General features: G+C 42.8%; 12 protein-coding genes. 7 read left to right on the top strand and 5 right to left on the bottom strand.

The annotated features are described in order from the left end of the window. The first annotated feature begins 99 nt into the window (after positions 1-99). Together bchH and V7K50_RS13815 are read left to right on the top strand one after the other, a co-directional pair. A complete protein-coding gene (gene bchH / locus V7K50_RS13820; protein ID WP_334960832.1) occupies positions 100-3804 on the top strand; it encodes a magnesium chelatase subunit H in 3705 nt (1234 codons plus the stop codon). A 358-nt stretch (positions 3805-4162) separates the two neighbouring features. After that, complete coding sequence (locus V7K50_RS13815) at positions 4163-6163, top strand: NACHT domain-containing protein (protein ID WP_334960830.1); 2001 nt, start codon at positions 4163-4165, stop codon at positions 6161-6163. Positions 6164-6671: 508 nt separating this feature from the next. Here the strand turns inward: V7K50_RS13815 and V7K50_RS13810 are convergent. Beyond that, positions 6672-7043 carry a four helix bundle protein gene (locus V7K50_RS13810; RefSeq protein WP_334960828.1) on the bottom strand — a complete coding sequence of 124 codons (372 nt, stop codon included), beginning with the start codon at positions 7041-7043 and terminating at the stop codon, positions 6672-6674. A gap of 100 nt (positions 7044-7143) precedes the next feature. Next, positions 7144-11367, bottom strand: coding sequence for a chemotaxis protein CheB (locus V7K50_RS13805; RefSeq protein WP_334960826.1), 4224 nt, complete (start codon positions 11365-11367; stop codon positions 7144-7146). Positions 11368-11984: 617 nt separating this feature from the next. Between V7K50_RS13805 and V7K50_RS13800 the strand changes: the two genes are divergently transcribed. Next, complete coding sequence (locus tag V7K50_RS13800; protein ID WP_334960824.1) at positions 11985-12998, top strand: FecCD family ABC transporter permease; 1014 nt, start codon at positions 11985-11987, stop codon at positions 12996-12998. 151 nt (positions 12999-13149) lie between these two features. On the opposite strand, the gene V7K50_RS13795 is transcribed toward V7K50_RS13800, so the two are convergent. Next, entirely contained in the window at positions 13150-13470 is a 321-nt protein-coding gene (locus tag V7K50_RS13795; protein WP_334960822.1) for a DMT family transporter, read from the bottom strand. Positions 13471-13680: 210 nt separating this feature from the next. Here V7K50_RS13795 and V7K50_RS13790 point away from each other — a divergent pair, with 210 nt between their 5' ends. Then, on the top strand, positions 13681-14859 hold the full coding sequence (locus V7K50_RS13790) for a GNAT family N-acetyltransferase (RefSeq protein WP_334960820.1): 1179 nt from the start codon (positions 13681-13683) through the stop codon (positions 14857-14859). A 622-nt stretch (positions 14860-15481) separates the two neighbouring features. Beyond that, positions 15482-16804 (top strand): serine hydrolase, encoded by a 1323-nt coding sequence (locus tag V7K50_RS13785; protein ID WP_334960817.1) that lies wholly within the window; start codon positions 15482-15484, stop codon positions 16802-16804. Positions 16805-17018: 214 nt separating this feature from the next. Here V7K50_RS13785 and V7K50_RS13780 read toward each other — a convergent pair whose 3' ends face one another. Beyond that, positions 17019-19148 carry a cytochrome-c peroxidase gene (locus V7K50_RS13780; protein ID WP_334960815.1) on the bottom strand — a complete coding sequence of 710 codons (2130 nt, stop codon included), beginning with the start codon at positions 19146-19148 and terminating at the stop codon, positions 17019-17021. Between the two features lie 402 nt (positions 19149-19550). Between V7K50_RS13780 and V7K50_RS13775 the strand changes: the two genes are divergently transcribed. Further along, entirely contained in the window at positions 19551-20474 is a 924-nt protein-coding gene (locus V7K50_RS13775; RefSeq protein WP_334960813.1) for a DMT family transporter, read from the top strand. A 506-nt stretch (positions 20475-20980) separates the two neighbouring features. After that, entirely contained in the window at positions 20981-22696 is a 1716-nt protein-coding gene (locus tag V7K50_RS13770) for an alpha/beta hydrolase (protein ID WP_334960811.1), read from the top strand. A gap of 96 nt (positions 22697-22792) precedes the next feature. Here V7K50_RS13770 and ebsA read toward each other — a convergent pair whose 3' ends face one another. Further along, positions 22793-23167 (bottom strand): type IV pilus biogenesis protein EbsA, encoded by a 375-nt coding sequence (gene ebsA / locus V7K50_RS13765; protein ID WP_334960809.1) that lies wholly within the window; start codon positions 23165-23167, stop codon positions 22793-22795. Between the last annotated feature and the right edge of the window lie 73 nt (positions 23168-23240).

Genomic DNA, 23240 nt, shown 5'->3' with positions numbered 1-23240 from the left:
GTTAACGAAGCCAAACCCATGTAGACTTTTAGATATTTAACAATCAGCCTGTGAGCCAGCTTAAAATTTAAGTAAAGAAATATTTCGTAGCTTACAGGCATGAAACGCATCGTCTTGGTTGCTGGGTTTGAATCGTTCAACGCGGACTTGTATAGAAAAGCAGCTTTTTTGGCTAACTCTCGCTGTCCTGAGTTGGATATTCGGGTATTTAGCGATCGCGATCTTACCAATAAACGCACCGAGGTAGAAGCAGCACTTGATGACGCTGATGTGTTTTTCGGTAGCCTCCTATTTGATTATGACCAAGTTGTGTGGCTGCGCGATCGCATTTCCCAAATTCCCATCCGTCTGGTGTTTGAGTCAGCCTTGGAATTGATGAGTTTAACCAAGCTGGGTATTTTTGCCATTGGCGACAATCCCAAAGGAATGCCCAAACCAGTTAAATTCATCCTCGACAAATTTAGCAACGGACGAGAAGAAGACAAACTCGCTGGTTACATCAGCTTCTTAAAAATTGGCCCCAAACTACTGAAATATGTCCCAGTGCAGAAAGTCCAAGACTTACGCAACTGGTTAATTATTTATGGTTACTGGAATGCTGGCGGTTCAGAAAACGTCGCTTCATTATTCTGGACACTAGCAGAAAAATACTTGGGTTTAAAAGTCGGCGACATTCCCCCGCTAGTGGAAACCCCCAATATCGGATTACTCCATCCCGACTATCCAGGATTTTTTGAATCGCCAAAAGCATACCTGGAATGGTATCACAAGAAGGGCATGGGAAATATGCCCAAGTCTTACTCCCCAGTTGTAGGAATTTTACTCTACCGTAAACACGTTATTACCAAACAACCCTACATTCCTCAACTAATTCGCAGTTTTGAAAAAGCTGGGTTAACTCCTTTACCCATTTTTATCAACGGCGTGGAAGGACACGTTGCGGTACGAGATTTGATGACAAGCGACGATGAAATTCAGCAACGACAACTAGGTAATATCGAAACTCCCTCACTATCTAGTGAAGCAGTTAAAGTCGATGCGATCGTTTCGACAATTGGCTTTCCTCTCGTGGGTGGGCCGGCTGGTTCAATGGAAGCAGGGCGTCAGGTGGAAGTAGCAAAGCGCATCCTCACTGCTAAAAATGTACCTTATATTGTTGCCGCACCACTATTAATTCAAGATATTTCTTCGTGGACGCGCCAAGGTATCGGCGGATTGCAAAGTGTAGTGTTGTACGCTTTACCAGAGTTAGATGGGGCTATTGATACCGTTCCTCTCGGTGGTTTGGTGGGCGAAAATATTTATCTGGTTCCCGAACGGGTGCAGCGATTAATTGGTAGGGTAAAAAGTTGGGTGGCTTTGCGGCAAAAACCTGCATCGGAACGCAAGATTGCGATTATTTTATATGGGTTTCCTCCCGGTTATGGTGCTGTGGGGACAGCTGCATTATTAAATGTACCGCGTAGTTTGCTGAAGTTTCTCCACGCACTCAAAGAACAAGGTTATACCGTCGGGGATTTGCCAGAAGATGGAGAAGAATTGATTCGCTGGGTGAAAGAAGCGGATGAAGCTAATCCTCTTGTGGGGCAGTCGTCTCGCCTGCCCCTAGATAATGGCGCTGATGTTGCCCACCCCACAAGTAGTGTCAATGTCCGTACCCTAGAAAAATGGCTGGGATATCTGCAAACATCTCGCATCGAAAAACAATGGAAATCTCTCACGGGGACTGGTATTAAAACTTATGGCGATGAATTCCAAATTGGTGGTGTGCAATTAGGGAATATTTGGATAGGTGTACAACCACCTTTGGGGATACAAGGCGACCCGATGCGGTTAATGTTTGAACGAGATTTAACGCCTCATCCCCAATATGCCGCTTATTATAAATGGTTGCAAAATGAGTTTCAAGCTGATGCTTTAGTTCACTTTGGCATGCATGGAACGGTGGAATGGCTACCTGGTTCTCCTTTAGGTAATACGGGTTATTCTTGGTCGGATATTCTGTTAGGAAATTTGCCTAATTTATATATATATGCGGCGAATAATCCTTCGGAATCGATGTTGGCAAAACGTCGCGGTTATGGTGTGTTAATTTCTCATAATGTACCGCCTTATGGTCGTGCAGGTTTGTATAAGGAATTGGTGGCGTTGCGGGATTTGATTTCGGAGTATCGGGAAGATCCCCAAAAGAATTATGTCTTAAAGGAAGGGATTTGTAAAAAAATTGTGGACTCTGGTTTGGATGCAGATTGTCCGTTTGCAGATGCTAAACAGTTGGGGATTGCCTTTACTCCTGAAAATGTGCGGATGTTTAGTGGTCATGCTTTTGATGGTTATTTGGTGGAGTTGTATGGATATTTGCAGGTTTTAGAAAATCGGTTGTTTTCTTCGGGGTTGCATACTTTGGGGGAAAAGCCGAGTGAGGAGGAGTTGGAGGGGTATTTGGAGGCTTATTTTGGAGACGAACCGCAGAGGCGCGGAGAACGCAGAGAGGAGGAGAAGGAAATAAGGGATTTGTTGATGCAATCTACGGATGAGTTGACGAATTTGTTGAGGGGGTTGAATGGGGAGTATATTCCGCCTGCGCCTGGGGGGGATTTGTTAAGGGATGGGGCTGGTGTTTTGCCGACAGGGAGGAATATTCATGCTTTAGATCCTTATCGGATGCCTTCACCTGCTGCATACCAACGGGGACGAGAAATTGCTCAAAAAATTATCGCCCAGCATTTGGATGAGTGTGGGAAGTATCCTGAGACGGTGGCGGTGATGCTTTGGGGATTGGATGCGATTAAAACTAAGGGTGAATCTTTGGGGATTTTGTTGGAATTGGTGGGGGCTGAACCTGTTAAGGAAGGAACTGGTAGAGTTGTTCGTTATGAGTTGAAACCTTTGGCGGAGGTTGGACATCCCCGCATTGATGTGTTGGCTAATTTGTCTGGGATTTTCCGGGATAGTTTTGTAAATATCATCGAATTGTTGGATGATTTGTTTCAACGGGCGGCTGATGCTGATGAATCGGAAGATCAGAATTTTATTAGAAGACACGCTTTAGCTTTAAAAGCCCAAGGTGTGGAAAATGCATCGGCGAGATTGTTTTCTAATCCGGCGGGTGATTTTGGTTCTTTGGTGAATGATCGGGTGGTTGATGGTAATTGGGAATCTGGTGAGGAGTTGGGGAATACTTGGCAAAGCCGCAATGTATTTAGCTACGGGAGAGAAGATAAAGGTCAAGCTAGACCGGAAGTTTTAAATACTTTGTTAAAAACTAGCGATCGCATTGTCCAAGAAATTGATTCGGTAGAATATGGTTTAACTGATATTCAAGAATACTACGCTAATACCGGCGGTTTGAAAAGGGCAGCAGAAAAACAAGGCGGTAAGAAGGTGACAACCAGCTTTGTGGAAAGTTTCTCGAAGGATACTACACCCCGCAATTTAGATGATTTGCTGCGGATGGAGTATCGCACTAAGTTGGTAAATCCTAAATGGGCGCAAGCAATGGCGAATCAAGGTTCTGGTGGTGCTTTTGAAATTTCTCAACGGATGACGGCGTTGATTGGTTGGGGTGGTACTGCCGATTTTACCGATGATTGGGTTTATGACCAAGCGGCTGATACTTATGCGTTAGATGCAGAGATGGCGGATAAATTACGTAAGGCAAATCCTGAAGCTTTTCGCAATATTTTAGGGCGAATGTTAGAGGCACATGGGCGGGGTTTCTGGGAAGCTGATGGTGATAAATTAGATAAATTGCGTCAGTTGTATGAGTTGACAGATGAAGAGTTGGAAGGTGTGACGGTTTAGAAATAGGGAGAAATTATGAAGTTTCTGTCTGAAGAGGGATTAAGGAAAGACATTTTGACTATTGGTGGAGATTAAAGAATTACCCGAAGAAGATACCAATCAATATGATATGATGAAATTCTTTACTAAGACTTGATATCTGCTTGATATCAAGTATTACTGAAGGTTTTAGATGTATAATATGAGTGTATAAAGTTGGGTTTGAGTTTGTCACAGAAATTAAACAAGTTCATAGTATCGTGCTGGATTTTGTATAAGTTTTCAACGGGCAGAATTGTGATATAACATCAAAAACTATACAATCACAGTTATTGATAAAAGTTCAAGTAACCTGATATTAGGAGCATGGTTTTGTATTATGGCCAAGCGATCGCTCCAAGCATCACCAAAAGGAATTGAACAAGCAAAAAGAGCCTTTACCCGCAAAGGTTGGACGCAAGATAATCTAGCGGCAGAAGTTAACTTAAAGACTCGACAACCCATTTGGCGTTTTTTCTCTGGACAGAGGATTGAACGTTACACATTTATCGAAGTTTGTGTTGTGTTGGAATTGGATTGGCGAGAGATTGCTATCGATCCTCCGGCAGAATTTTTGGAATTTGGAGAAGTTGCCCAAGCTGCTGTCGTGGATATTGATAACCTAGTGAAAGAGGTGCGATCGCAACGCTTTGAGAAAATTAAAAATCAGTGCGGCATCTTGCAGTTCTTAGATGTTAGCCACCCCGTTAGCATTGACGATATTTACATCGATATCAACATTTCGGAGGAGATTACGAGCTTTCAGTGGTTGGAGTTTGCTGACCTGCAAAGCTTCACGTCAAAAGAACTTGATCGCTTTAGCTTAGGTGAAGTATCCCAGACGCAAATTACGGGTATCAAGGCAGTTCAAACTTACTCAAAGCTGCGGGTGTTGGGTAAAGCAGGAGTAGGTAAAACTACCTTTTTGCAACATCTGGGAATTCAATGTCAGCGAGGTATATTTGCAGCTAATCGAGTTCCCATTTTTGTCACCTTAAGAGATTTTGCAGACGAAGAAAGAGAATCACAGGAATTCGATTTACTCAACTATATTCGCAAGGAATTCTTGATCTGTGGCATTTCAGATCCATCTGTGCTGGAAACTTTGCTGTTGGAGGGCAGAGTTTTGTTGTTACTGGATGGATTAGATGAAGTCTACCATCAAGAGACTAAGGCTATCATCAACGAGATTCGCAGACTCTCTGAAAAGTATCACAACAATATGTTTGTCGTGACCTGCCGAACTGCGGCTCAAGTTTTCAACCTCACACGCTTCACAGATGTTGAAATTGCCCCCTTTAGTCAAAACCAAATTGTTGCCTTTGCTCAAAAGTGGTTTACAGCACTCACAAAAACCAATGTCCACCAGGAACAGGCAATTCAATTCATTGAAAAACTAGATTTGCCTGAAAACGTACAATTTCGGAGACTTGCCGTTGTCCCTTTATTTTTGCACCTCACCTGCTGGGTTTTTCGTCACAATAACGAATTTCCAACCCAAAAAGCTGCGTTTTATAAGCAATGTTTAGACCTTCTGCTTTACAAATGGGACGAAAGTAAAGCAATTGAGCGCGATGAAGTGTACCAAGGTTTTTTCTTACCACAAAAGCTGAAGCTGTTGACTCAGCTTGCTAGCGAGACATTTGAGCAGGGTAATTACTTTTTTGAACAACGCCTTGTTGAGCAATACATTGGCGACTATCTCCGTGATTTACCGAATGCTTCAACGGAATCAGATGAATTGCAATTAGATAGTGAAAGGATACTGAAGGCAATAGAGTTGCAACATGGATTACTGACAGAACGATCGCGGGGGATTTTCTCCTTTTCTTATTTGACGTTTCAAGAATATCTGACTGCTCGAAAAATTGTTGCCAGTTATGATTTACAAGGATTAGAAGAACCTTTAGAAGGTCTGGTTAGTCATCTTACTGAACCCAGATGGCGGGAAATCTTTTTGTTAACGGTTCCCATGCTGCGGAATGCAGATTTATTAGTGCAGTTGATGAAGCAAAGAATTGATGCGCTAGTGGCTCAAGAGCCATCTTTGCAAAAATGTTTAACTTGTGCTAGCCAAAATTTCCTTCCGACTCCCTCCCCGTTAAAAGAAATGATCTCCAAGCATCAAAACATTCAGCATCACTGGCACTTCAGCCCTGAACAACAGCAACTATTGCAACAATATTACTATGCCAATCAGTTGCTAATCGATTGTCTGAATAGCAACTGTCAAGTAACAGAGGTTGTGCGTCAGAAGATTGAAGACAGTTTGTTGTTGCCTACAGAACAACTTTGTTTGGGATACTGCTCCTCGGTTAAGAATATTTGTAGGTTGGCTTGAAGCTCAAGCGTTGCCCAACAAACCCCAGATTTTGCGGGGTTTCGTTCCTCAAAGACCACTTGCTTCTCCCAGCTACGATGTACACACCTGACTTTTTACGGCTGGAAAACCTCTCTCTAAATCTCTCTCCTAAAAGGCTACGGTGTATATAGCAGTTATCGTTTACGTGAGGTACACCCGTAGGGGCACGGCAATGCCGTGCCCCTACACCTCGTGATGTAACGTTGTACTGCATCTGAATGGGAACCGCTATACACATCTTTGTGCTAAGTGCAAAATGTGGCTTGATCCCCCTAAATCCCCCGATAAATTGGGGGACTTTGATTCTTTTCCCCCCTTTTTTAAGGGGGGTTAGGGGGGATCAAAACGTTGTGGGGCTAGGTTATAAGACTTGTGTGTACACCGTAGCCAATATATCGGGGGGATTAAGGGGGGTAATTCGACCTGACTTTTCACGGCATCTCTGGTTAGGGCTGGGTGTAGGGTGTGGGGTGTGGGGTGTGGGGATTTATTTACTTTCAAGCGCACGAATCAAAGCTAGTAGAAGTCTGCCAACTGATTCACATTGATTAAGAATAGGGTTAATACTCTCATAAGAAGCTAATTCAACTCTTTGAGAAATTAACAAATGAGTTTCTAATTCTTTAAGAGAACCTTGAGCGATGTATAAAAATTGGATATATTCTCCCCTGGTTTTACGTCCATACCCCTCGGCAATGTTTGCCGCTATCGATACGGACGCTCGCCGTATCTGAGTTGTCATCCCATACAGTTCTTCTTTGGGAAAGGTTTTGGTAAAACGATAACAACTTTCAGCTAAATTTACCGCCTCCTGCCAAACCTTTAAATCCCGGTAAGATTGAATTTTTGAGTCTCCCATAGGTTTTTCAAGTTATCCCTACACCCTACACCCTACACCCTCTGACTTTTCCACATCCCGTGAAAAGTCAGGTAATTCGACTTGTGTGTATACCGTAGCCTTAAAAACTTCGTCCACTTAAGTTTGCAACCATCAAGGCCAATTGATTTGGGTCAATTGGTTTAGCCAGATGCATTTGAAAGCCAGCATCAATTGCCATTTGTTGCTCTGCTTCGCTGACATAGGTCGTGATGGCGGCGGCTGGAATTTGTCCCCCCGTTTCAGCGTCAAGCGCTCTCACCTGACGAATCAGGGATAAACCGTCTGATTCTGACATGACAATATCTGCTAGTAGCACATTATATCTGCCAGGAGATGCAGTTAGAGCCGCGATCGCTTCCCCTGCCGATGTCACAACTACTACTTGGGCCCCGAAGTCTTCTAAGATCCACTTGATTAAGTCGCCGCTATCGTCTTGATCGTCTACAGCCAGGATGCACAGGTTTTCTAGAGTCAGGGATGCAATATTACGATCTAGTGTATCCACAGTCTTTGACAAAAGGCTCGGCTCTAAATAATTTGGTGCAGTCATCTCCAGTAGCATTGTGTGCAACAGCAGCCTGACAGTAATGGTGGTTCCTTGTTCTTCGCCTGGACTCTGGATTTCAACTGTTCCACCGTGAAGTTCTACAAGATGACGGACGATGGACAAACCTAATCCCAGTCCTGGAGTCACTTTGCTGGTGGTAGAATCACCTTGGCGGAAACGATCAAAGATATGTGGTAACAAGTCTGCCCGAATGCCAATTCCGGTGTCGCTGACTCGAATCTCGGCGTGAGTCGATAGAGGTTGGAGGATGATTTCTACTCGCCCACCGGCTGGAGTGAACTTAATGGCGTTAGAAAGTAAATTACACATCACCTGCTGTAAACGATCAAAATCTCCAACAACCCTTGCCGAGTTCAAGTGTGCAACAATTTCAATGGTTTTCGCCTCTGCGGACAATTTGATCGACTCAATCGCACTATCTATGACTGAAACTAGATCAATTAGACGAGTGTTTAAATTCAGCTTGCCACTGGTAATCCGTGAAACATCCAGTAAATCATCAATTAAATGAACTTGCACCCTAGCATTCCGCTCTATCACTTCCAAAGCATTAGCGACTGCTGCTTGATCTAGATCGCGGCTGCGGGAGAGTTGCGCCCAACCAAGTATGGTATTAAGGGGGTTACGAAGTTGATAGGAGAGGTTTGACAGGAATTCATCTTTAGCTCGGTTGGCGATTTGGGCTTGTTGACGGGCTGACTGCTCCTGTGCTAGAAGTTGCGATCGCTCCAACTCAAACTCCTTGCGATCGCTAATATCTTCAATCGCCAGTAAGATCCTTTGAGTATTTCCCTCTTGAATAATTTTCCAACCATTGAGCAGCATGGTTTTCTGCCCAATCTGCTCAAAATGCTGCTTTATCTCAAAGTTGTGAATAGTGGTATCGTTGGCGATAATATCTTCTAAGAGCGATCGCAGTCCAGGTAAGTTCCACTGACCATTGCCTAGCTCAAAAATCAGAGATTGCGCTGTCTCTGATGGTGAAACCTGAAATGTTTCATAAAATGAGCGATTAGCTTGGCTCACCCGGAAATTAGCATCAAGTACGATTAACGGCACTTGTACCGTCTCCACAATCCCTTCGGCGTAATTTCGGGCTTGTTCTAAGCTTGCTGCACTGCGTTTGAGCACATCAATATCAATTAATACTAAAACTACACCGTCAATCTGGTTTTCTGTGGTGCGATAAGGACGGATGCGGAGATTATACCAATGTCCCCCCAGAGTTTGGACTTCTAATTCTTTGATGCTGAGTGTTTCAAGTACCTCCAAAATTAGAGCTTCTAACTCAGGAATATTTAGATTCGCTCTGATATCGCTTAAAGGTCGTCCCGCATCGCTAGCAATGAAATTGAAAAGCCGTTGCGCCATTGGCGTGAAACGTCGAATCCGTAAGTCATTTGTCAACATCAAAATGGGAATATTGATACTGGCAAGCAAATTCGTCAAATCGTTATTAACTTGGTGTAATTCCCGATTTCGAGAGCGAAGTTCTTCATTAGTTGTGTTGAGTTCTTCGTTAGTTGCTTGAATCTCTTCTTTGGCAGTTTCTAGCTCCTCATTGGTGCTTTGCAACTCTTCATTACTCGACAGGATTTCTTCATTGGCAACTTTTAAGTCTTGATTGATGTCTTCTTGCTCTTGGATCACGGCTTGCAGATATTCTTGAGTTGCAGCCTGTTCAACTTTTGCGGTTGCGAGTTCCTGCTGGAGCCGAATAATCTCACGTTCTAGGTCTCCCGGCTGGTGGCTCTCAGGATTCATCGGGCTGAGGTGACTAACCGTGGGTGGGGCTTGTTCAAATAAAACCAGAAAGTAGAGTTCTGAGCCAGTTGCAGGTTTGAATGGAATCACCTCAAGATTGACGATTCTGGAAACATCGCCGGATTCAATCCGTAACCCTTCCTTTCTAACTAGAATTTTTTGCCGTTGTGACTGATAAATTGTGGCACGTAGCTCGATGAGCAAGCCCTGACGCACCATTTTAAATAAGTTCAGACTCGGTTTCCCTGGTGCAAGTTTGAGGTAGAGATCGATGTCTCCCCGAAATTGCAGCACGTCCATTTTGTCGTTGATGACTACACCCACTGGGGCATAGCGATTTAAGATCAGTTGGTCAGTTGTTCTCTCTAAGTCAAAGCCATCAGATGGATTGTCATTTATTGGCCGATGTTCGTCCACTTTTGCCATCGGATAATTGCTGGCAACGAAGGAAAAAGTTGGACGAATTGTGGTTAGCCTTTTGGTATAGATTTTATACTTTCCGTCAATTAGAGTAAACAAATCGGAATAATTACCTGTGCTTTCTGAAGTCCCTAGCAGCAGAAAGCCTGTCTGGTTGAGACTGTAATGAAAGATCGGCAATATCCGTTTTTGCAACGTTGCGTCCAAATAAATCAGTACATTCCGACAACTAATTAAATCTAAGTTAGAAAAAGGGGGATCGCTGCCCAAGTCTTGGCGGGCAAATACACACAGTTCACGGACAGCTTTGCTAATTTGATATCTACCACCCTCAATGGTATTAAAGAATCGACGGCGGCGCTCTGGTGAAACCTCCACGATTTGATTTTCGGCATAAATTCCCAACCTGGCTTTGTCAATGGCCATTTCGCTGATGTCTGTGGCAAAAATCTGGATTGGCGGCTGGGTTACTTTATTTGACAAAAACTCTAGCAAGGTGATGCCGATGGAATAGACCTCTTCGCCCGTCGAACACCCCGCCACCCAAATCCGAATCGGTAACTCTGCCAACTTGTTTTGGATGATGTTGGGAAAGACTTGTTCTTTCAACAGTTGAAATGCTCCAGCATCGCGGAAAAAATAGGTGACGTGGATCAGAATTTCTTCAGAGAGCGCCTTAACTTCAGTTGGATGTTCTTGCAAATACTGGGCATAATCTTCCAGCCGATCTAGTTTGTACAACAGCATTCGCCTTTGAATTCGCCGCTCTAGGGTGTTGGGTTTGTAGTGGCTGAAGTCAACACCAGTTAGCGATCGCAACAACACAAAAATACTTCCCAGCGCATCTCTTTGTTGGGGCAATTTCTCCAGGTTTATTAAGGGCAACAAGTTAGAAAGAGAAGGATTGCGACTGAGGTTTACCAGTTCTTCGGCAATTTTTTGAGGTGGGAGGATAAAATCGACATTTCCTGTGGCAACAGCAGTATTGGGCATACTATCGAATTTGGCTGTGTCTTCACACTGAGCAAAAGTCACGCCTCCGGCTGCTTTGATTGCCTTCAGACCCACTGAACCATCTCCATCCGATCCAGATAAAACCACTGCGATCGCTTTGCGCCCTCGATCCGTCGCCAATGAAGTAAAAAACGCATCAGCAGGCATATATTTCCCCTGAACTTTCTCTCGCGGCATGAGTTGCAACACCCCTCCAGACAAGATCATTTTAGTGTTAGGCGGAATGATGTAAACTTGGTTAGGTTCTACAATCACCCCATCTAGCACTTCACTGACAGGCATTTGAGTTGCTCTTGCCAGAATCTCGCTCAACAGACTCTTGTGGTTAGGGTCTAAGTGTTGAATCAGTACAAATGCCATACCTGTATCAGTAAGCAAATGCCTGAGTAACTGCGTAAATGCCTCTAATCCCCCCGCAGAGGCGGCAATCCCAACGATGGGAAATAAAGCATCTATATTCTCTTGCTGCTCTACGTCGAACACTTGATTAATGGGGGATTCAGGTATAGATTGTTCAGAGGATTGATCATAAGTCATAGAATAAAGTTTAGCATCCTAATAGTTTGGTAAGTTGATTTAATTGGTCTGTCACTTATAAGAATTTAAGTAACAACTGAAACTTTAAAACAAGGCTCTTAAGGTTGAATTGGAGACTGGCATTGGGAGTAGTTCACCTTCCCCCGTGATCATTAAGCTCGACTTTATCCATTTTTTTAGCAAGGCGATCGCTATCGCTGAAATCTATGTGGGATAGTAGTTTTACTTCTTGAAGTTGATCTATGCTTTGTGACGTAGAAAAAGTATTTGCCAAAAAGCCACGATTTTTGCCAGATAAAGAAACCGAGTTCTTAATTTTGGATAAAGTCGAGCTTAGAGATATGAGTGAAAAAGAATTGTTTTGACGTAGCACTGCTACGTCTCTACAGGGGTTCTGGGTAACGCATATTTAATTTCTGGAGGTGTCTATTAACTGGTGAAAAGTTGTTAGATGGTAAGCACATCCAGGGAAAGCTGATGAGTAAAGTAGTAAACCTACTGTTGCAGGAATTGTGTAAAATAATTCCTCTGACCTGATGCGATCGCCCTTCATCCAAATGAAGGATTTTTAAATCTCTCAAAGTTTCAGTTACCTTGAAAAAAATACATATCTAAATTTGACTAAACCATTTCAAACAATTTTTAGTGAACACCGGGTATTTTGGGCTGTTTCACTCCTTGTTACAGCACTGGTGGTAACGCTAGCACTGTCGCTGTCTCAAGGAGCAGTACCTTTAAATATGTCGGAATTTTGGCAAGCCATTCTCCGCAAAGGCGATCCAGTTAAACAGACAATTCTCTGGGATTTGCGTCTCCCACGCATTACGGCTGCTCTCATTGTCGGCGCAGCCTTGGGAATGTCAGGAGCGCTGCTGCAAGGAATGTTACGCAATAGTCTTGCCGATCCATTTATTTTGGGTATTTCAGCAGGTGCAGGATTAATTGTGATTATGATGATCGTGTGGCAAATATTCCCGATCGCAATTCCTCTAGCAGCGTGGATGGGTGCAATTTTGACTTCTGCGATCGTGATTTTGCTCGGTCGTGCGGGATCGGGAATTTCGGTTGAGCGGTTGATTTTAGGTGGAGTGGCGATAAGTTCTTTATTTGGTGCCGTACAAAGTACATTGCTGCTGTTAGCTGAAGACGGTCAAATTCAAATTGCGCTCAGTTGGCTGGTTGGTAGTCTCAATGGACGGGGATGGCAAGAAATTGCTACGGCTGGACCTTACATCATTGTTGCATTGATCGGGGGATGCTTGCTGGCGCGATCGGTAAATGTGCTGGCTTTGGGAGATGATTTGGCTGTGGGTTTGGGGGTTTCGTTGACGCGATCGCGCCTGTTAATTGGTGGTGTCGCCACTCTATTAGCCGCAGGTGCAGTCAGCATTGGTGGCTTGATTGGATTTGTTGGTCTTGTTGTCCCTCATGGTGTCCGCCTTATCGTTGGTACAGATCATCGCTTTGTTTTACCACTTTCCGCCCTGGCCGGTGCATGGTTACTGACTTTTGCAGATTTACTCTCTAGACTAGGAACAGTAGAACTACCAGTCGGTTCCGTCACCGCCTTGCTGGGTTCACCCTTGTTTATTTGGTTACTTTATCGTCGTTCTGCTGGGTTTAATAAATGAGTAATAAGTAATGAGTAATGAGTAATGAGTAATAAGTAAAATTTCTTACTTATTACTCATTACTTATTACTCAAGGTTTAAACTCCAACTCAACTGATACTACGTGTAATGGTTGGGGTCTTAAACCCTTGAATTTACGATAAATTTTGAGCTATTGACTTGCATTTATGCCAATTACCCCGATGATTATTAAGGCAATCGACAAAAGTTTGAGAAATGTGGCAGATTCACGAAACCAGATAATACCAATGATCGCGATTAGGATAGTTCCCAATCCAGCCCAGACAGAATAAGCCACACTCACTTCAAGTCTCTTGAGAGCAAAGGTCAAAAAAGTAAAACAAAGTCCATAGAAGACAAATATTAATACCGAAGGAACTATTTTAGTAAATCCCTCGGATAACTTCATGCAAGTTGTACCTGAAACCTCAAAGAGGATTGCGAGGATGAGGTAAATCCAACTTATTGACATATTTTTTGTAAGTGGTTTGTTAAGAACAATAAACGGGTGGCACACCATGCGCTATAAATGGAAGAAACAGTCATGAAGCTAACAGATTAAATTTTGAATATACAATTTATAAATCCAAAATTTCAAATCCGAAATCTAAAATTCGGTGAAGCATTGGGGCAACGTCTGCTGTAGCATAATTGTGGTTTTATCTTACTAATGGTATGAAAGATGACCGCTCAATTTGAATACAGCACTCTTGCCCATCCAGAAGATATTCAGCAGTTTGGGTATATCCTTGAGCAGTGTTTTATCAGCACAGTTAGTGGCGAGAAAGTTTACATCAACCTCATTGGTGTCGAAAATTTCCGTATTATTCGGGGATTGGAGCAATTAGTTGGTGGATTGGCAACTCTCGATATGGGTCAGTGGTGGGGTGGTGTGCGTGTAGCAATGACAGGAATTGCCGCAGTGGGCATAGCTCCAGAGTATCGTGGTTCGGGAGCTGCGATCGCTCTCATGCAACACACCCTCAAAGAACTTTATGCCAGAGGAGTTCCGATTTCCGCTCTTTATCCCGCCGTTCAAAGTTTGTACCGAAAAGTCGGGTATGAGCAGGGTGGTAGCTGGTGTATTTGGGAAGTTGCTACCAGGAATATCCAGGTGCGGGAGCAACCCCTAGCTTTAGAACCAATAGTAAACATCAATCATCAAGTATTTCATGAACTATATCAGCAACAGGCGAGACTAACGCAGGGATATTTAGACCGACATCCAGCAATCTGGGAGCGTTTAATCCAACCAGATGATCAGGAAACAGTCTATGCCTATTTTATTGGCACTAAAGACCAACCTCAAGGCTACATCATCTTCACTCAAGAACGAACAGAAGATGGTGAAATTCTCTGGGTGAAAGATTGGGTACTCCACACCGTTGCTGCTGCACAAACTTTCTGGTCTTTTCTGGCAAATCATCGCTCCCAAATTCATCGGGTACGATGGAAGAGTTCTGTAATTGATTCCCTGACATTGCTGCTACCTGAGCAAACTGCTAAGATATGGCGTGAGAGTCGTTGGCTGCTGCGGGTAATAGATGTAGTCAAGGCGTTGGAGATGCGGGGTTATCCATTAGGAATTCAAGCGGAACTGCACTTAGAAATTCAAGATAATTTGCTAACTGAAAATAATGGTAAATTCATTCTTTCTGTTGCCAATGGACGCGGTGAAGTCACAAGAGGTGGAAAGGGTGAGTTGCAGCTAGATATTCGGGAATTGGCATCATTGTATACAAGTTTATTCACGCCCTACCATTTGCAAATAGCCGGAAAACTCTATGGGACAGAAACAGCTATCTTAGCAGCTACGCAAATATTTGCGGGTAGTTCTCCTTGGATGGCTGATTTTTTTTAACATGGTCAGAAAATCCTGGTTGAAAATTTCTGGCTTGGCGACTCATAACACCATTCCTTTGAAACTTCAGGCTACGTGTCAATAGTGTTTATTTTCTCTCTGCACTAAATATAAGGAAGTTCAAGGAAAGTGAAGTACACAAAGATTCGTTTTAAAGCCAGGTATAAAAAAAGCCTGTTTTACTTCAATACGGTTCAGTTAAGGATTTTTGGTGCTGATTTTAGACCTGTAGAGACGCGAAATTGTACTTCGTCCCGCTACGCTAACGCTTCTCTACTAAGGGTTTTGGGCTTAACTGAACGGTATTGTGTTTGACTTCTGAATTCTGGCTCCTGAATTCAGAATTATGCTATGAGTTGGAAACATAATTAATCCGACCCTCGTCCTGACGCTAGATTAACAATTTCTGTTGTTGTCAACTCACACCACAAATAAAACTGTCAGCGATTTACTTTTAATAAGTAATGATGATTTATCGTGCTTATCTAATCCCAAATATCAGCTCAAAAAATAACTCAATGGGATTTATGACTTTTTCTCCGGAATTTAAGCACAGTCATCAGAAAAGAATCTCAGGTAAAACTGATTAGTTGCTCCATACTTGCACACCCACAATCACAACATGAAATCACATCTACTGGCGATTGGTTTAAGCAGTTTGCTTATAGTCGCAGGACAAGCAAAAGCCTCACAATTACAGTCTTGGTACTATGATTCTAGCCAAAACCAATTAGACTTAACTACCACTTCGGGAATAGAACCAAAAGCCTTTTTATTAGATAATCCTAGCCGATTGGTGATTGACTTACCTGGAACTAATTTTAATTCTGATAGTGTCAAACAAAGTTTTGGTAAGGCGGTGAAAGAAATTCGCATTGGAAAATCAGACTCTCAAACCACTCGTTTTGTCGTAGAGTTAGCTCCTGGTTATGATGTTACTTCCCAAAATATATCAATTAAAGGAGATTCTCCTTCTCATTGGATTTTCAAATTCAATTCATTTAACCGCCGAAGTAATCCCATTATTGGGGAAAATAGAGAAGATATTGCCATCAAATCTACAGATGCATCTACATTTGCTGGAGTTGTAAATCTTGGTCAAGAAATGGTTGGCATCACTTCTCAAATTCGCGGATTATTAGCAAGTTATAAATCATTGAATCCGGGAATATTTTTCTTAGATTTATCTACAGGAAACTATATAGATATTAATGGCGAAAAAAGATTTGCTGCTGCCAGTACAATCAAATTTCCCTTATTAGTGGCTCTTTTCCAAGAAATAGATGCAGGTAGAATTAAACTCACCGATAAATTAGTGATGCGGCGCGATTTAAGGGTTGGTGAATCGGGAATTATGCAATACAAACCCATCGGAACTAAATTTAGTGTGCTGGAAACTGCTACCTTGATGATGACAATCAGCGACAATACCGCCACAAATCTGGTACTCGATCGCTTGGGTGGTGCAGCAAAAGTTAGTCAACGTTTTCGTAGCTGGGGATTGCAAAATACAGCACTTCGGAATTTACTTCCAGACATCGCTGGCACAAATACAACTAGTTCTAAAGATTTGGTCAGATTGGCGGCGTTAGTTTCTAATAATCGTTTGTTATCCCCAAATAGCCGCAATCAAGTTTTAGGCATTATGCGCCATGTCAAAACTAATAGTTTACTACCAGCTGGTATCGGTCAAGGAGCTACCATCGCTCACAAAACTGGTACATTGAGATTTATCATTGGTGATGCGGGTATTATTCAAATGCCCAACGGCAAAAGCTATTTAGCAGGTGTTTTGGTGCAAAGACCAAACTACGATCCCAAAGCTGGGGATTTTGTCCGTGAAGTTTCGAGAAGAGTTTATAATTACCTAGACAATACCAAAGTTAGCAATATAGAACCGATAGTTGGCGATGCCTCCGGCGGGCTACGCCTACGCACTCGGTAGTCAAGCCATAGTTGCGATCGCAAAAATAGGGGCGTACAGTTAGTTGTACGCCCCTACATATCTCAATACGCTTGGGTTAAGGCTTTACTCTTTGTCAAAGTGATTTTTTTTAACGAACCGCAAAGTACGCAAAGTACGCAAAGAAAGAGAAGGAAGAGAAGCTTAACTGAACTGTATTGCTACATATCTATCTCAGGTATTTCGTGAAATGGGATTAATTCAGGAAATTTGGTGTAGGACTACCACCATTTCTACCAACAGCAGGAATTTCCAGTAAGCTATCTGTAGCTTTGCCAGTACCGTCATCGGTAACGTGTGTAGAGTCACCCGGATGTCCATTGGGGACAAACAGTTGCGGGTGGTCAAAAGGCGCTCTATCATACCGAACTCGCTCATCAGTCAGTCCCTTTAAAAAGGCGACCAATTCCTGTTTTTCTTCTGGTGAGAGATTCAGTGGGGGAAGAAGTCCAAAATCACCACCCCGATTGTAAAAATCAACCAATTGCTCTAAGGTCGCCTGACCTCCATTGTGGAAGTAGGGAGCAGTAAGTTCCACATTGCGAAGTCCAGGTGCTTTGAAGGCTCCATCTGCAACTACTGCTTCACTGGGATTCAACGGTGGAGTAAGGATGGGGGGGTTTTCACCAAGGAGATCCTGAAATTTACCCAGTTGAGCCAATCGTGCCTCTGAAAGGGGATTACCTTGACCGTTACCCTGCAAACCGTCATTCCCACCCAAACTCGGGTCGTCTGTGGTCGGTCTGACACCGATATTGAAAAAGCCAGTGTCTTCGGGGGATTTTGCCCCAAAGGGCACACGTTTGATTCGTCCGTTTTGAGTGACGCTGCTCACTGAAGCAGATGTTAATTCTAATCCAGTGTGGCAAGCAATACATAGGGCTTTGCCCTCAAACAGTCCTTTCCCTAGTTGCTGCTGCGGGGTTAGGGCGGTGGTGTTTCCTTCCAAGAAGCGATCGTAGGGCGTATCGTTGGCAATGAGTGTAGACTCGTACAACTGAATTGCAAGCCCAAAGAATAGCGAGAAGTTGTACTCCATCAATGTATACTCATTAGTCTCCAAGGAGCGATCGGGCTTCTTGACAAAGGTTCGTTGACCTTGAGCATCGACTTGAATGAGTCGATTAGACTTCCACCACTCCGACTTGAAGGCATCTTGAATGAGCTGATCGTAGGTTCTATTTTTGAGTCCGAGTTTAGGCCATCTACTATCCTCGCCTAAAACACTGTCTTGTGGATGCACCACCTGTTTACCTAGCGGTCTGAGGGTAAATAACTTTTTCCCAAGTTTTCGGGGGAGCTTTTTACCCTTATTAGTTCGTCCGAACTTATCACCAATTTCTTGAAAGGTGCGACCATTGGCGGATAACTCGGTAGAACTGAGTGGCGGTCCGAGCGCTTGGGAAGCCAAAGACGAATTATTCAGGCTGATTTTGACAAATTCGAGCTTATTTGGGCTTTCGGCTTTGACAACAGAGGCGTTAGGATCTCTTAAACCGAAGGGATTCACCCCATTAAAGATATTTTGTGCCCTTCCGTCCCAGAAGTTGCGGAAGTTGAATGCTGCATTAATTACAGTTGGCGTGTTACGCCCCTGAACGTGGCGCACATTTATACCACCCACATTAAACACCGGATCTGGCTCGTTTGTTACTTTGTCTTCCGCACTACCAGGTATAACATCAACAAACTTCGTATTGAAGACCCCCTGAGAGGAAGTGATATCGTTACGGTCAGATACAAGAGTAGTAGGATCATTTGGGTTTGACAGCTTGTGGAAGGGAAAATCTCCCGGCTTGAGCTGGTAGTTTGCTAGTCCACCTACATCAAAAATTGTATCTGGATTCGCTGTCCCATTGGCATTGATCCGCAAAAGCCCAGGATTAATCTGATTTTTGGATCTATTGTCGGCTCCAGCATGGAAGTGACAACTAGCACAGGAAGTGTTTCCATCGCTTCCAACCTGCATATCCCAAAAAAGAGCCTTTCCTAACTTGATTGCAGATCGTTTGTCTTTTACGAAGTCTCCAAGATTGCTAGGCTCTGGAACCGATACGCTCTTGAGTGAAACTTGAGGTGATGCCGAAACCTGTGCTGATACAGTATTTCCAGCTATTACTGTTGCCGTAATAATGGCAGCAATTGTTATAGTTCTTGAAAATTTTGATCTCAGGTAGTTATGCTTACCATATCTAAATCTCCAATCTTGGCGCTGTATTTTTGTCACCAAAGATTTGAGCAAAAATCGACCTCTTGAGGTCAGTAGCAAGTAGCTTGATAAGCTAGTAATAAATACTACTAAGCTGATTATGGGTATAATCCCCATAGTTTTTTGTAAAAAAATAACATCGACATAAAGTATACATTTACGATCAAGTTTGAAATTTAATATTCATGTAAAGTAATTACGTAATTTACGAATTTCCTGTGAACAAAAAAAAACTCTTGCGATTAGAAATTGCGGCTATACAAACGTTCGCCCTTGGCGTTCCCGAAGGGTAGGCCGCCTACGCGGACTCAAAGAATTTGAAACCCAGGTCGGTGAGTTTTGTCTGTATAGCCACGTTCGCCCTACAGCCCTTTGAGCATCCTACGGCAGGCGTGCCGGAGACATCATTCCATTGCCAGGGCAGGGGTATTTTTAGACTCATTGAGATGCTCCTATTTAGATGTGCAAATTAGATATTTTTTAGCTTATTATCAGCCCTACTTTTAGTAGGATATTTCAATGTCACTCCATCAAACTTCTGGCCATTGGCGCTTAGGGCTAACGTTATCACTATTGACGGTCTTCTTGTGGGGAATTTTACCTATTGCTCTTGCTGTAACTCTACAAGTACTTGATGTCTATACCGTTATTTGGTTCCGCTTTTTAGGATCATTTGTAATGCTTGCTGTGTATTTAGGAATACGGGGGAAATTACCAAAGTTAGAAAAATTGCGTTCTGCTTCTTGGAAGTTATTAGCGATCGCTACACTTTTCTTAGGGATTAATTACTTTCTATTCATGCAAGGTTTAGCATTAACATCCCCTGCTAACGCTGAAGTTCTGATTCAATTATCTACCCTTTTATTAGGTTTAGGAGGGCTAGTGATTTTTAAAGAACGTTACCGGCTGTATCAATGGATTGGTGTAAGTGTAATGACTTGCGGTTATCTTTTATTTTTTCGGGAACAACTAACGAATTTGATTACAGCGCATGGCACATATATACTAGGTAGTGTCTTGATTGCACTAGGATCAACAGCATGGGCTATTTATGCTTTGGCACAAAAGCAGTTATTACAATCTTTATCTTCCCCTAGTATCATGCTAACTATTTATGGCGGCTGTGCTTTATTATTAACTCCTTTAGCCAGAGTAAAATCACTTTTTATACTTGATACTTTCCATTTAGGTATGTTGGTTTTTTGTGCTTTGAATACTTTAATCGCTTACGGTGCTTTTGCCGAATCATTAGAACATTGGGAAGCATCACGAGTAAGTGCAGTATTAGCTTTAGCTCCTATTGTGACATTAATATCAGTCGCAGTTGTATCAGTGATTGCACCTGATTGGACACCACCAGAACACTTTACTTTCATAGCAATATTAGGAGCGGGTTTAGTCGTCACTGGTTCAGTAGCGATCGCGTTGGGAAAATCTGATTAATCGGAATGCTTTTCAGGATTTTTACTAGGTTTTTCATCTAGTGAATTCGTGCCATCTTCAAAGCTACAACATAAATACTGAGGCGGAGTATTTTTTATTTGCTATGATTTAATAGTGAAGGCAAACTACTAGGGTCAGCCGGATACTTTACCCATCTGTGTGACTCTAGAGTATTTGATTGTTGACTTTATAGCCGAAAAATCCTTGAAAAAGAATTCAAAATCAGAATTCAGGAGTCAGAATAAATTACTAGGGGATTGGGAATCACTACTTTTTTTGACTACCACATTCTAGATTTGGTGGGAATTGTAAACCAGTTTATACCTATTATTTTTAGCAAGCTACATTCGCAGGTTATACATAATTCATCGTGAATTATAACTGCTGACTCCTAAATTCTGTTTTGATAAAATTGAGGCTAATAACTTTAAGTAAACCAAGCAGGGTGTCCGAATAACTACCAAAGCCAACACCTGATAAAACCAGACCACCGAAAAAGTTGAGCGATGAATAGTTTGTTTGGTAATTGGGCCAGCACCCTCAGAAAAAATTCTCTATTGCTGGTTCTTTCAATGGTGCTGCCAACTTTTGGGATTAGTAATTCTGTTTTGGCAGCAGAGCGGATTTATGCATCTTATTCAGCTTTAGAGCTTTCAATTTCAGTTAAAACTTTAGAAAACTACGCCGAAACAGGTGTAATTAACGAAGACTTGGCAGCCTATCAGCAATATCTGCCTCTACAACAGCTTCAAGAATTGCGGCGGATTTTACTTAATCGTGTGAAAGTTACTCCGGTAGTAGTTTCACAACTTCTCCAGACACCCCAAGGAGAATTTTTGCTGCATCGGTTGGCGCAAGTGATTACAGCCAAATCCCCTCAGCCAGAAACAGGATTGAGTACTTTGCGTTCGGCGCTAATTTTAGCCTCTGGTGAATCGGGAGGCTTGACGCTTTTGAATGTGTTGCGTAAATATCCCAGCAGCAGCATTCACCTTGATGTAGCGCAGACTTTGGAAATAGCTACGGAATTAGATAAACTTGTTAGCCAAACCCATCGCGCGATCGCAGCTGTTTCCCAAAAGTCTAAAATAGAAGCTGCTAGTATTTCGCAACCCAATTTATCACAATTGCCCGATTTACAGGTTCCGGGAAAGTTTAAGTCGCAAAAATACATCCTGAAGTTTTTCGACTCAAGGCGCAATCGGCTTTTATTGACTGATGTTTACATTCCCAACGTCCAAAGTCCGGCACCTGTAATTGTGATTTCTCACGGCTTGGGTTTAGACAGCAGCAACTTTCAATATTTAGCCACCCATCTAGCTTCCTACGGATTCGCCGTCGTCGTTCCCAATCATCCTGGTAGTGATGCTAAACAATTGCATTCTCTGCTAAATGGACATGCCATTGAAATAGCCGAACCAAGTGAATTTCAAGACCGTCCTTTGGATGTAACATATATACTGAATCAGTTGGAAAAAGGTAATCAATCTGATTCCCGGTTTAAAGGTCGGTTAAATCTGCAACAAGTTGGAGTATTTGGTCAATCTTTGGGAGGCTACACAGCCTTGGCCTTGGCAGGGGCTAAAATTAACTTTGAGCAGCTAAAACAAGACTGTAAACCAGCAGCACTCCAAAATACGTGGAATATGTCTTTACTGCTCCAGTGTCGGGCTTTGGAATTGAGCATCAGCAAGTCTGACAAGGATTATAACCTGCGGGATGAGAGAGTGAAAGCGGCGATCGCAGTTAATCCCGTTACTAGTTCGATTTTCGGCAAAGCTGGCTTAAGTCAAATCAAAACTCCAGTAATGATTGTCAGCAGTAGTGATGATGCAGTTGCACCAGCTTTATCCGAGCAAATTTTACCTTTTTCCTGGTTGGCAAATTCCCAAAAGTATCTCGTCATCCTTGTCGGTGGTACCCACTTTTCCACCATTGGCAATGGAAACCCCGCAAATCAACAAGTAGCATTACCTGCGGATATGATTGGTGATGCTTCCCAAGCGCGTCGTTACATGAATGTTTTGAGTTTACCTTTCTTCCAAACATACATTGTAGGAAAGTCACAATACACCCCCTACCTGAACGCCGCCTACGCTCAAAGTATTTCTAGTAAGTCACTTGGTTTGAGTCTCGTCAAATCATTGAGTACAACCGAATTGGTACAACTGCTGGATATTAAAGGAGGCAATACCGTAAAAAAAAAGTCCCCAACACCATAGTCAGCTTCGGATTTTGGATGTTGGATATTGGTGTTGCATTGTTGCATGTGATGATTTTTATTTGAGCCGAACTTGTAAAAGTCCGGCTGAGTTTCATTAATCGTCTATACGCAGTAGCTTGCGGTAAAACGGTTGGGAAAAATCGGTTACGCGATAACGTTTATAGTTGTCCATAAGTTCAATTAAAAAATTAATAAACTCGAAACTAGCCATCATCAGTTCATAACTCATATCAGCGTTGCCATCGAACTGGATTCGGCAACGGGTTAAGTCTGAGGGTAGGGTAGCAACATTCCAGGAGGCGACAAAGGGGACGTGTTCACTAGCTTCTATCTTCCGATGTCCCTCCAAAACGCCTTTTTGATAAAGGCTGATGGCATAAGGTAAGAAATTGCGCCTAGCGCCCTGAACGTAAGGTAAGTAAACACTGGCTTGCTGTTGAGTCGCAGGCTGAATTTGATCGATAGACATTGTTAAATATTCCTCAAACTAGTTGACAGCAGGGGATATTAGTGGCTGTTAGTAGTATTCCCAAAAGATGTGT

The organism is Nostoc sp. (assembly GCF_036917135.1).
GTDB lineage: Bacteria > Cyanobacteriota > Cyanobacteriia > Cyanobacteriales > Nostocaceae > Nostoc.
The sequence above is the reverse complement of the archived record's forward strand: the minus strand, read 5'-3'. Positions and strand labels throughout refer to the sequence as shown.